The sequence below is a fragment of the Mesorhizobium sp. M0518 genome, assembly GCF_040321125.1.
Classification (GTDB): Bacteria; Pseudomonadota; Alphaproteobacteria; order Rhizobiales; family Rhizobiaceae; genus Mesorhizobium.
The window spans coordinates 151,504-162,952 of the sequence record NZ_JAMYQY010000008.1 but is presented as its reverse complement, the minus strand read 5'-3'; the positions used below and the strand labels follow the sequence as shown (position 1 = coordinate 162,952).

General features: G+C 59.2%; 10 protein-coding genes and 1 tRNA gene. 7 read left to right on the top strand and 4 right to left on the bottom strand.

The features are described from left to right. Positions 1–76 precede the first annotated feature (76 nt). Complete coding sequence (locus NKI66_RS14070; RefSeq protein WP_352720895.1) at positions 77–1,117, bottom strand: ABC transporter substrate-binding protein; 1,041 nt, start codon at positions 1,115–1,117, stop codon at positions 77–79. A gap of 239 nt (positions 1,118–1,356) precedes the next feature. Here NKI66_RS14070 and NKI66_RS14065 point away from each other — a divergent pair, with 239 nt between their 5' ends. After that, on the top strand, positions 1,357–2,058 hold the full coding sequence (locus NKI66_RS14065) for a GntR family transcriptional regulator (protein WP_352720893.1): 702 nt from the start codon (positions 1,357–1,359) through the stop codon (positions 2,056–2,058). Positions 2,059–2,120: 62 nt separating this feature from the next. Here the strand turns inward: NKI66_RS14065 and NKI66_RS14060 are convergent, their stop codons facing one another. Further along, a complete protein-coding gene (locus NKI66_RS14060; RefSeq protein WP_352440617.1) occupies positions 2,121–2,885 on the bottom strand; it encodes an SDR family NAD(P)-dependent oxidoreductase in 765 nt (254 codons plus the stop codon). 133 nt (positions 2,886–3,018) lie between these two features. Here NKI66_RS14060 and NKI66_RS14055 point away from each other — a divergent pair, with 133 nt between their 5' ends. The 3 genes from NKI66_RS14055 (at position 3,019) to NKI66_RS14045 (ending at position 6,724) form a co-directional block, all read left to right on the top strand. Then, positions 3,019–3,471 carry a hypothetical protein gene (locus tag NKI66_RS14055; RefSeq protein ID WP_352751961.1) on the top strand — a complete coding sequence of 151 codons (453 nt, stop codon included), beginning with the start codon at positions 3,019–3,021 and terminating at the stop codon, positions 3,469–3,471. A gap of 67 nt (positions 3,472–3,538) precedes the next feature. After that, positions 3,539–5,524: an ATP-binding protein gene (locus NKI66_RS14050; protein WP_352751959.1), complete on the top strand. Its 1,986-nt coding sequence runs from the start codon at positions 3,539–3,541 to the stop codon at positions 5,522–5,524. A gap of 21 nt (positions 5,525–5,545) precedes the next feature. Beyond that, positions 5,546–6,724, top strand: coding sequence for a DUF3800 domain-containing protein (locus NKI66_RS14045; RefSeq protein WP_352751957.1), 1,179 nt, complete (start codon positions 5,546–5,548; stop codon positions 6,722–6,724). A 193-nt stretch (positions 6,725–6,917) separates the two neighbouring features. On the opposite strand, the gene NKI66_RS14040 is transcribed toward NKI66_RS14045, so the two are convergent. Together NKI66_RS14040 and NKI66_RS14035 are read right to left on the bottom strand one after the other, a co-directional pair. Further along, positions 6,918–6,994, bottom strand: a tRNA-Arg gene (locus NKI66_RS14040). A gap of 296 nt (positions 6,995–7,290) precedes the next feature. Continuing rightward, positions 7,291–8,793, bottom strand: a complete 1,503-nt coding sequence (locus NKI66_RS14035) for a sensor histidine kinase (RefSeq protein WP_352751955.1) — start codon at positions 8,791–8,793, stop codon at positions 7,291–7,293. 278 nt (positions 8,794–9,071) lie between these two features. Between NKI66_RS14035 and rpmH the strand changes: the two genes are divergently transcribed. Genes rpmH through yidC form a run of 3 tightly spaced genes read left to right on the top strand, consistent with a single transcriptional unit; the run spans position 9,072 to position 11,402 of the window. After that, complete coding sequence (rpmH, locus tag NKI66_RS14030) at positions 9,072–9,206, top strand: 50S ribosomal protein L34 (protein WP_008833937.1); 135 nt, start codon at positions 9,072–9,074, stop codon at positions 9,204–9,206. 16 nt (positions 9,207–9,222) lie between these two features. Beyond that, positions 9,223–9,576: a ribonuclease P protein component gene (gene rnpA, locus NKI66_RS14025; protein WP_013528505.1), complete on the top strand. Its 354-nt coding sequence runs from the start codon at positions 9,223–9,225 to the stop codon at positions 9,574–9,576. 14 nt (positions 9,577–9,590) lie between these two features. Beyond that, complete coding sequence (yidC, locus tag NKI66_RS14020) at positions 9,591–11,402, top strand: membrane protein insertase YidC (RefSeq protein WP_352440595.1); 1,812 nt, start codon at positions 9,591–9,593, stop codon at positions 11,400–11,402. The last annotated feature ends 47 nt before the right edge of the window (positions 11,403–11,449 follow it).

Here is an 11,449-nt window from a genome sequence, read left to right as displayed (position 1 = left end):
TTTTCTCTCCCAGGGGCTGAGGCGGCGAAAGCAGGGCGAGGCGTCGCCCTGCCGTGGTTTGGATTGCGGCCGCAGCCTATTGCTGGATCAGATTGTTGAACTTTTCCGTCGCCTCGACCAAATTGTCGCGCCAGAATTCTGCATCCTGCAACACCTGCTTCTTGACGTTTTCGGGCGCCGAATTGATATCCTTGATCCTGTCCTGCGGGATCTTGCCGGTCTCGAAAGCCTTCTCATTGACCGGGCCATTGTCGACATAGAGCGGCAGATTGGCCTGCAATTGCGGGCTGACGAACATCGCCAGCGCCTTCATCGCGGCTTCCTTGTTCTTGGAGCCCTTGGGGATGACCATGCAGTCGGCGGTCAGCACGCCCTGGTCGAAGGAGAAGCTGACCGGCGCGCCTTCCTTCTTCAAGGTGCCGGCACGGCCGTTCCAGATGCTCGCCATGTCGACTTCACCGTCCTTCACCAGCTGCATGGCCTGCGCGCCGGAGGTCCACCAGGCGTCGATATGGCCACGGATCTTGTCGACGGATTTCAACGCGCCGTCGATATTGACCGGATAGACCTTGTCGATCGGAATGCCTTCGGCCAGTGCCGCGACGCTCAGCGTTTCGGTCGCCTGGCTGCCGCTCAGCGCGCGCCGTCCCGGAAACTTTTCCGCGTTCCAGAAGTCGGCCCAGGTCTTCGGGCCTTTGTCGCCGAACACGTCGGTCCGGTAGATCAGCACGACGGATGTGTAGGAAATGCCGACCCAGTCGTCGTGGACCAGCTTCGGGTTAATGCCGCTCTTGTCGATGATGCCGTAGTCGAGCTTCTCGAACAGCCCTTCCTTCGAGCCGCGCGCACATTCGTCGGCGCCAAGTTCGGTGATGTCCCACTTCACCGCATTGCCGGTCACCTGCAGCCGGACGTCGTCGAGGCCGTTGGTGGTGTCTTCCTTGATGGTGATGCCGAGCGCGTCGGCGGTAGGCTTGAAAAACGCCTTGGTCTGCGCCTCCTGGTAGGTGCCGCCCCATGAGGCGACGGTGATGGTGTCGCCCGCCATGGCGGGGGCCGCGAGCGAAGCCATGAGGCCCGCCATCGCAACGATACTAACGCTTCTGGTCCTGTTCATTTTTTCGGCTCTCCAACCGGTGTTCCCATTGTTTTTGATTTGGCATGCTATTTTGTATACAATTTTGAGTGTAGCCTAGCGATCGATGTTGTCAACACCGCCGGCTCGATCGAATTCACGGGTTTCGAGCCGGACAAGGTGGCGAGGAACGGCGTCGCCGGGGGCGTGGCAAATTATGCCGACTGCGGCTACAGCTATGCGTGTTCCGGCTGAAAGGCCGGAGAAGTGGGAAGGGAAGCTTGGCCAAGAAAACCAAAAATACGTTGCGTGACTCGGTCTACTCCGCGCTCAAGGCGATGATCGTGACCGGCCAGATTCCGCCGGGCTCGCGCGTCACCGAAAACGACATCGCGGCGAAGCTGACTGTCAGCCGCACCCCGGTGCGCGAGGCCTTCAACCGTCTCGAGCGCGACGGGCTGGTCACCGGCCGGCCGCGCCAGGGCTATGTCGTCACCGAGTTCGACATCAACATGTTCCGCGAGGCCTTCGAGATCCGCGAGCTGCTCGACGGCCACGCGACGGAACTGGCGGCAGCGGCGGCGACGGACCAGGACAAGGCACGGCTGCGCGCCATGCTGGCCGAATGCGAGCGGCTGGCCGCCATTCCGGAGCGCACCAACAGGGAAAAATTCCAGGAGCTTGAGGTCGGCATTGACCTGCACCGCGTCATCGCCGAAATCAGCGGCAATGTGATGCTGCACGGCATGCTGTGCGGCATCCTCGACAAGTGCCAGCACTATGTCTGGACCGAACTTTTGTGGCTGGACGAATGGAAGATCGCCCGCGACGAGCATGCCGAAATCGTCGATGCCATCTGCGCTGGCGACGCCGCCAAAGCCGGCACGCTGGCGCGCGCCCATGTGCGCGGGTCGCGCGACAATGTGCTGCGCCTGCTGCAGGCCAAGTCGGATTATCGGAACTTTCTGGCCAAGGCGTCTTAAGGGGTGAGGAACTTGGGCGAGGCCTGCCCGCCGACCGACCCTGACGACAAGCGCCTTTGAGCTTAGCCCTTGCGCTCCTGAAGGCGGTTGCCGCCGTCGACCACCAGCAGGGCGCCATTGACATAGCTGGCACCTTCCGAGGCCAGGAACACCACCGCTGCGGCCACCTCATCCGGCCGCCCGGCCCGCGCCGGCGGCGTGTGCAGGGCGGCTTGCCGCTCCATCTCGCTCGACGAACCCGTTTCGATCCAGCCGGGCGCCACGGCATTGACTGTTACGCCGCTTTTCGCCACTTCCAGCGCCAGCGTGCGCGTCAGGCCGACCATGCCGGCCTTGGCGGCGGAATAGGCTGATGTGCCTTCGAAGGATACCAGCGGTCCGGTGACGGACGCCACATTGACGATGCGCCCGTAGCCCGCTTCGACCATCGCCGGCAGAAAGGCCTTCGTGACGAGGAATGCGGTCTTCAGGCTGACGTCGATCCCCTGGTCCCAGTCGGCCTCGGTCATGGCGAGAAACGCCTTGTCGACCGAGGGCGATGCCAGCGAGCCCATGCCGGCATTGTTGACCAGGATACCGACCGCCCCGACATCGGCCCGCAGCCGCGCGACATCGGCAGCGATGGTGAGATCGGCGACCACGGCTTTGGCATCGATGCCTTCGCGGCAAAGCTCGGCGGCGCGATCGAGCACGCGCGTACTGGCTCCCGTGAGGAAGACCGCATGGCCGGCACGGCCGAGCTGCCGGGCAATGGCAAAGCCGATCCCGTCGGCCGCACCGGCCCCGGTGATAAGTGCGCGCTTGGTGTTGGTAGAGGAGATGGTCAAATCAGGCTCCGCTGGTTTCCGCGCAGTTGGACAGTATCGATCACAAGGTGCAGCCGAAGCGGGCGCAAAACGTCTTCGAGATTGCTCCGCAGGCGTGATAAATTGCACAGCTCCGAAGGATAAGAGGGCAGTAATGACTTACAGTGCCAAAATCTCAAAGGACATAGTCCGCAAGGAGCGGGTTGTTCTGGCTGACCTGCTGGGGCCGTTCGACTCTCGCGAGGCCGCAGTAGAAGCTGCAAAAGACGAAATGGCGAGACTTCGACTGCCAAGCGATACAATCCATGCTGACATCTTTGAAGATGGGGCGTTGAGCGGGAATTGCGGGCCTCGCCGAGACCACACCGCGCTTTTTTGCGATGAACAAGCCGCTGTAGCGGCAGCTGAAGATGCTTTGCGAAAGGCTTTCCAGGTAACTCGCTGGCGACTACATGAACTCGGAAACAGCAATGACGCTGTCATCCTGGTTCGACGCGAATCGAACATAAAACAAATCGTCAGCGATCCTGTGTGTCAGCAAATTGGCGCGCTGGGGTTTTTGAGCATGCACGGCAAACGAATATTTCGCGCTGGGCCTGCGACATAAGATTGACTTCGTCAATTAGACCATGCCTGCTAGCAGCAAGGAGGCGATGTATCGCCCAGGGGGGATCATGAAATTCGATGTCTTGGGAAGAATCGGCAATATGCGATTGCCCGATGGACGCACAGCGTTGCTATTTTCAATTTACGAAGCGGTGAGCAACGCAATCCAAGCGATCGAGGAGCGATTTGGCCGCGCCGAATTTTCGAAACGCGGTGTAATTGGCATCCTAGTGCAAACAAACGCGGACAAAACACTTAAGTATCTAGCTATCTCAGACAACGGAATTGGGCTGAACGATACCCACCTTAGGTCTTTCGAGACCTGCGACACCCGACAGAAATATGCTATCGGTGGCAAAGGCGTTGGCCGTCTCATCTGGGATAAGGTGTTCCGGATTATCAACGTCAGAAGCACCTACGAAACTGGTCTCCACGGCTATGAGCAGGTTTCGTTTAGATTCGATCCATCGATCGATGATTCCCTCATTGGCCTGGTTAAGGGCAAGGGCGTGGCGGATCAAACCGGCACGCAGATCATGTTGTCAGACTTAAAGGGGGAACAAAACGCGGCCATCGGCCCCTCATCACTATCCAAATACATCTGTCATCACTTCTTCCCGTATTTCATTGCGGGCAGCATGCCTCAGCTAAACGTCGCATTCGGTCGGCGTGATTTGGATATCGGAGCTTACCTTTCTTCGAAGGTAGAGAAGAAGGCCGAGGAAGAGATTGATGTTCAGGTCGCAAGCGTCGGCAAGATCCGCATCTCGCACGTCTACGTCGATAAAGCGATCTCTCAGGAATTGTCGAACTCGATACTCCTCACAGCACAAGGCCGCGTTGTCCAGAGCATTGAGATCGAGAAGAAATTTGCGTTGAGAAGCCTAGAAAACGGAAGGGCTTACGTCTGTGTCGTCAATGGCGGGTTTTTGGACGCCAAAGTTGACCAGGAGCGAACCGGTTTCAAGGCGCTAGAAAGCGAGATCGAAGCTATCAAAGAATGCGCTCTCGACGCAGCAGAGCGTTTTCTCGAGACCCACATAAAAAGCATTAGAAGAACTCAGAAGCGACATGTGATCGAGATATTGGAGGAACATCCCCAGCTGGCAGTTTCCGTCAAAGACGTCGATTCCTACGTCGTCGGATTGTCGCCCAGCATGTCAGAGGAAGACATCGGGAAAACTCTTTTCACGCTGCTGTACAGACATGAGCGCAAATTGAGACATCAGATTGAGGCCATTTCAAATGATGGTGCAGAGTCTGACGAAAAGGCACGCCGTGATAGAATCGAGGATTTGGTTGCCAAAGTAAGTGATGACGCCAAGCGGCGGCTAGCTGAGTACACTATAAAACGCCATCAGATAGTCCAGCTTGCCAGATCGCTTCTCAGATACAGCGATGAGGACAAGAAGACTTATCACTGGGAGCGAACGCTACACGAACTGATTTGCCCCATGGGTAAGATGTTGGGCGCCAAACAGTACGATGAGCACAATCTCTGGCTCATTGATGATTTGCTCTCGTATTACAGCTTCTTCGCATCTGACAAATCAATGGCGGCGTTAGGTGTACAAGGGGAACGCAAGGAGCCCGATCTGCTGTTTTTTAACCCGTACGGGTTCCGTCGCGAAGGGACGAATGATCCCGTCGTAATTATAGAATTCAAGCGCCCCGGGGATGAGATACTCTCTAGCGATCCTGTTGATCAGGTTCTCGAATACATCGAGCGACTGAGGAGCAGAACTATAAGAGACATTGAAGGCGAGATAGTTTCGGAAATTGATAGTCAGACACCTTTCGAATGCATCGTTGTATGCGATCTGAGTGCCGGTGCAAGGAAGAGATTTGAACGTAGCGTCGCCCAAACACCAACTCCCGACGGCATGGGGTATTATGGTTTCTCGCCAAACCATCGCGCTTCGATCAGAGTTTTGAGCTACCAGAAGGTCTTCAGGGACGCTGAGCTAAGAAATCGAAGCTTCTTTTCGAAACTTGGACTGGTTCCGGAAGAGGTTCGGCAAGCGCTTTCTAATGCCGCCCTAGCGGCTGAATGACCTAACGATGAGTCGACCTTCTTGCTAAAGCCCCCAGCTCTGATCTCCTGCGACGAAGCCGGCTTTACCGGACCAAAATTGCTGGATGAAGACCAGACCATTTTCGCATATGCGTCGATCGACCTTACAGCCGACGAAGGCAAGATAATTGTCGAAGAGATGCGGGCAAAATACAAAGTCCAGTCACCTGAGCTAAAGGCTGGGCTTTTGCGCAAACGAAAGAATTGGACTGAAATTGCTCAGGATTTAGCAACGCGACTTCAAGGGCGTGCCATGGTGATGATCTGCGACAAGCGGCTCAATCTTGGCGGAAAGGCTTACGAATATATATTCGAGCCGGTTCTCGCGGAAAACAGCGCCCTTTTTTACCGCTACAATCTTCACCGGTTCGTCATGAACGCACTCCACCGGATAATGTACGCAAACGGGCAGCCGGTGCATCAAATTGCGATCGAGCTCCAAACCTTCATGCGCAGCTTCAAACCGGAAGACGCACCTGCGCTTTTCGACGGTAGTCACCAAGGAAATCATGCGCACATCGTCGTGAACTGTGTGCTGCGGTTTGCGAAGGGTTTTGCTGCGAAAATTGCGGAGGAGTCTACCCACCTTCAGGAGGATGAGAACCCTGTTGGTAAGTGGACTCTCGACCTCACGACCACAGCTTTGTGGAGTTTGTTATTAACAGGCTGGGGACATCGCCACGCTAGGCTGGACGTCCTGTGCGACGAGTCAAAGCCTCTTGGAGCTATGGCTGACGCATTCAATGGCTTTGTCGGCAAAACAGAAGCAATTCCGATCAACGATGGTCAAAGTCCAAGGACACTAAAGGCCAATCTCGCACGGCCGATCCGATTCGGCGCTTCGATCGACAATCCCACGCTTCAGATCGCCGATGTAATTGCTGGTCTCAGCGTTGACGCCATTCGTTATGCAAACAATCCTGATTTCGCCGGCTTAAAACGTTGGTTGGACCGTCACATGCATATCGATTACACGTTGCCAGATGACGATTGGATCGACACCCGAAAGATTCAACCGTGTGTCAACCTCGCCGTTCTCCAGGAGTTGGCGTCACGAGCCGACCGCGGGGCCGACCCGCTTAATGGTATGGGTGCAGTTTATGCTGCGGCATTCAAGAGGTTCAAAAGCCCTGCCTCGCGTGTCCGCCATCCGTTGAAAACGCTTCTTGGAAGGATTTAGTGCAATTGCTGAAATAGGGCTCATTGCAGCGTAGCCATCTTAGCATCGTGCTGTAACGCTTGATCCTTGCGGGGCGGCGTTCACGCGCAACTTGGGTTAAGTGCGACAGGCCTACTTTTCGCCGGAAGCGAGAACTCGAACAGAAGCCTGAGAAACGGTTTCGAGACAGTCGTCCAGAATACGTGGAAATTATTGGCGCGCCCGAAGAGATTCGAACTCCTGACCCCCAGATTCGTAGTCTGGTGCTCTATCCAGCTGAGCTACGGGCGCGCAACAGGCCATGCTTTCCATGACCCCGCAATCCGATCGTGAACGACCGGTCGCGACGAGACGTGTTCCCTAGCGACTGAATTTCCGAAAAGCAAGCCGATCCGGCAAAAGTTTTGTCACAAGTGCCTTGGCTGACGATGACGGCCCGGATCCCGGCGCTTGGAAACGGCCACTAAGCCGGGTTCGAACTCGATCCTTCAAGGATGAGCATCCATCTCGAAGGAACGAGCATCGGCCGGCAGGGAAGAGCGCCGGACCCGGAGGCACGAGCATCGGAGCAAAACGCGCCCGAAACATCATGCCGGGCGGCGCAGGCCGTTGCGGGCCTGGTCGAGCCGGACCGGCTGGTCGGGAATGGTGACCGCGAATGTGGTGCGTCCGCCGATGCTCTCGACCAGCTCCACCGTGCCGCCATGGGCGCGGATCAATTCATGCGCGATCGCCAGGCCAAGGCCGGTGCCGCCGCTGCGGGCCGAGCCGCGGAACGCCGCGAACAGGTTTTCCCGCGCCTTCGGCGGCAGGCCGGGGCCGGTGTCGCTGACGGCAATGCGGCTGACGCTGCCCAGGCGCACGGCCGACACCGCCAGGCGGCGCACCAGGGCGTTTTCGCTGTCGGCCGCCATCGCCTGCACGGAATTCCGGCACAGATTGGTGAGCACCCTGAACAACTGGTCGGAATCGGCATCGACCTCGAAGGTCGGCTCGACCGAATTGACGAACTCGATGCCTTGCTCGATGTCGAGCAAGCCTTGCACGTCCTCGACCAGCTGCCGCAGCCGGAGCCGGCGCCGCGCGGGCGGCGGCTCCTGCGTGCGGCCGTAGTGAAGCACGCCTTCGGAATAAGACACGGCGCGGTCGAGTGCGCGCAGCAGTTTCGGCGCGAAGGCCTGCACGGTCGGATCCTTGACCTGGCGCAGGCGGTCAGACATCAGCTGCGCCGAGGCCAGGATGTTGCGCATGTCATGGTTGATCTTGGAGACCGCGAGGCCGAGGTCGGCAAGATGCTTCTGCTCGGAGAGCATTTTTTGCAGCCGCTCCTGCATCTGCGACAGCTCGCGCTCGGCAACGCCGATCTCGTCGGCGCGGGCAGCCGGATGGATGATCCGTCCGGGATCGTCGGGCGCTTCGGAGAAGGACAGCATCGAGCGCGTCATGGTCCGGATCGGCCCGATCATGATCAGGTCGATGGCGGCGTAGACCAGCATGGCGGTGAACAGCGAGATCAGCAGCGAGACGAAGGCGACGTTGCGCGAATAGCGCAGCATCGCATTGCGCAGGCTGTTGTCCGGCATGATCAGCTCGAACTCCTTGTCGGACTCGCCGACCGGGCCGAAGACGCGCAGCATCCGGTCGCCGCCGAAAAACAGCGTGTCGAGCGCGCCGGTCATGCCCTTGATCATGCCGATCGAAGCGATATCGATGTGTTCGTCGACCTTCGGCGGCATTTCGGCCACCACCAGCAGCCGCGAGACGCCGCCGTCGCGCACCGCGATCGCCTTGGCGCCGATCGCCATCAGCACGTCGTTCTGGGCCGTGCGCGACAGCGAGGTGGATTCGCCTTGCACCAGCACGATCGACACCGCCGCCGCCGTGCTCAGCCGCTCCTTCAGCCAGTTCAGCCGGTAGCTGGCGATCCAGGGCAGGAAGATCAGCACTTCGGCCAACAGCACGAAGACGATGGTCAGCAGCAGCAGCTTGGTCGACAGGCCGCGCGACAGCGGAACCGTGCGCACGGTGGCTGGCGCCTCGGTGGGCCCCGCCGTGCCGATCCCTTCCTGTGCCTGTATGGTTTCGCTCATGCGGCTAATGTCTTCACGATCACTTGATCAACGCAGATTAGGCGATTACGGCTTTCTTGCCAATTTCATCCTTGGTCGCAAACATAAACCGGCCTGAACGGAGCCGGATTGCGCCCGACGACTCCGGATTGACTTCCAAAAGCCTTCTTTCTATAAGCCCGCACACGCTCGGGCCATTCGTCCCGGCGCGGTTTCGATCGCGCCAAAGCCGGCCCGGCAAAGCTCCTGTTACACAGTGACAGAATCAAGAAGGGCCGCACCCCGCGGTATTAAAACAAATGAAGCGTACCTACCAACCGTCTAAACTCGTCCGCAAACGTCGGCACGGCTTCCGTGCCCGCATGGCCACCAAGGGTGGTCGCGGCGTCGTCGCAGCTCGCCGCAACCGCGGTCGCAAGCGGCTCAGCGCCTGAACGGAAGACGAGATCGTTGCCCGCATCCGGCAAGCCAGTGGGACCAAATCCCAAGCGGCTTCTGAAGCGCGCGGAATTCCTGGCCGTCCGTCGTGGTGAAAAGCGACGCGGGCGGCTTTTTCTCGTTGAAGTCCTCGACCGCGGCGACGGCCTGTCGCCGCGCGTCGGCTACACCGTCACCAAGAAGGTCGGCAATGCGGTTGTCCGCAACCGTGTCCGGCGGCGGCTGCGAGAAGCCGTCCGCACGCATGCTGCAAGTGACATGGCGCCTGGCAATGACTATGTCATCGTCGGGCGCGAAGACGTGCTTACCACTCCGTTCGGCCAGTTGAAGGCCGAACTCTCCCGCCGACTGCGCGGAACACGATAGGCCAAGGGCTTTCGATGGAAAACAACCGGAACTTCTTCATCACCATCGCGCTGTCGGTGCTGATCCTGGCGGTATGGCAATATTTTTACGTGTTGCCGCGCAGCGAAGCGCAGCGCGAGGCAGCCCGCGTCGAACAGCAGCGCGTCGAGGAGCAGAAGAAGGCCGCCGGCACAAATCCCGGTACCGACACCGGAACGCCCGTCGCCCCTGGCGCCATTCCCAACGCACCGGGAACAGACGCCGTGACGCCGGCCGGCCGCGAACAGGCACTCGCCACGACCACCCGCGCCAGGATCGACACGCCGAGCCTCGAGGGTTCAATCAACCTGACCGGCGCCCGTCTCGACGACCTCAAGCTCAAGCACTACACTGAGACGGTCGACAAGAACTCGCCCGAGATCAGCCTGCTCAACCCGGCGGCACTGCCCAATGGCTACTATGCCGAGATCGGCTTCGTCGGCAACGACAAGACCGGCGCGGTGCCTGGTCCCGAGACTGTGTGGGCCGTCGACGGCAATGCGACGCTGACGCCGACGACCCCGGTCACGCTGACCTATTCGAACGACAAGGGCCTGACCTTCAAGCGCACCTTTTCCGTCGACACCAACTACATGTTCACGGTGTCCGACACGGTGCAGAATGCGGGCACGGCCGCTGTCTCGCTGTCCAATTACGGCCGCGTCACCCGCTTCGACAAGCCGCTGGTTGCCAGCACCTATGTGCTGCATGAGGGCCTGATCGGCTTCACCGGCACCGAAGGCCTGCAGGAGCACAAATACGCGTCCATCGAGAAGGACAAGCAGTTCACGCCGGGCAAGTCGACCGACGGGTGGCTCGGCATCACCGACAAATACTGGGCGGTGACGCTGGTGCCGACGGAGAAGCAGCCGTTCCAGCCGCGCTACGCCTATTTCGAGGACGGCCGCCATCGCTACCAGTCCGACTTCCTCACCGACCCGATCACCGTCGATGCCGGCCAGTCGGCGACGGTGGAGAGCGAAATCTTCGCCGGCGCCAAGGAAGTCGGCAAGATCAACGCCTATGCGGAAGACCGTCATATCAAGCGGTTCGATCTCCTGATCGACTGGGGCTGGTTCCACTTCATCACCAAGCCGATGTTCTGGCTGATCGACACGCTCTACAAATTCTTCGGCAATTTCGGCCTGGCCATCCTCGCCACCACCGTCATCGTCAAGGCCATCTTCTATCCGCTCGCCAACAAGTCCTACGCGTCGATGGCGAACATGAAGAAGGTGCAGCCGAAAATGCTCGAGATCCGCGAGAAATACGCGGACGACAAGATGAAGCAGCAGCAGGCGATGATGGAGCTGTACAAGACCGAGAAGATCAACCCGCTTGCCGGCTGCTGGCCGGTGGCGCTGCAGATCCCGGTCTTCTTCTCGCTCTACAAGGTGCTCTACATCACCATCGAGATGCGGCACGCGCCGTTCTTCGGCTGGATCCAGGATCTGGCGGCGCCCGATCCGACGTCGCTTTTCAACCTCTTCGGCCTGATCCCGGTCACCCTGCCGCACATGCTGATGATCGGCGTCTGGCCGCTGATCATGGGCGTCACCATGTTCCTGCAGATGCGCATGAACCCGACGCCGCCGGATCCGACGCAGGCGGCGATCTTCACCTGGATGCCTGTCATCTTCACCTTCATGATGGCGGGTTTCCCGGCCGGCCTCGTCATCTACTGGGCCTGGAACAACACGCTGTCGATCCTCCAGCAGGGCATCATCATGAAGCGCCAGGGTGCCAAGATCGAGCTGTGGGACAATCTGGTCGCGCTGTTCCGAAAGAAACCATCGCCGGCCGAATAGAAGCGCAGCGCTTTCTCCAGCCTCAAAGCCCCGCTCGCGCGGGGCTT

Coding starts and splice junctions, on each gene's coding strand:
- NKI66_RS14050 (WP_352751959.1), top strand. CDS start 3,539: ATGAAATTCGATGTCTTGGGAAGAATCGGCAATATGCGATTGCCCGAT.
- yidC (WP_352440595.1), top strand. CDS start 9,591: ATGGAAAACAACCGGAACTTCTTCATCACCATCGCGCTGTCGGTGCTG.
- NKI66_RS14070 (WP_352720895.1), bottom strand. CDS start 1,117: ATGAACAGGACCAGAAGCGTTAGTATCGTTGCGATGGCGGGCCTCATG.
- NKI66_RS14035 (WP_352751955.1), bottom strand. CDS start 8,793: ATGAGCGAAACCATACAGGCACAGGAAGGGATCGGCACGGCGGGGCCC.
- NKI66_RS14055 (WP_352751961.1), top strand. CDS start 3,019: ATGACTTACAGTGCCAAAATCTCAAAGGACATAGTCCGCAAGGAGCGG.
- rpmH (WP_008833937.1), top strand. CDS start 9,072: ATGAAGCGTACCTACCAACCGTCTAAACTCGTCCGCAAACGTCGGCAC.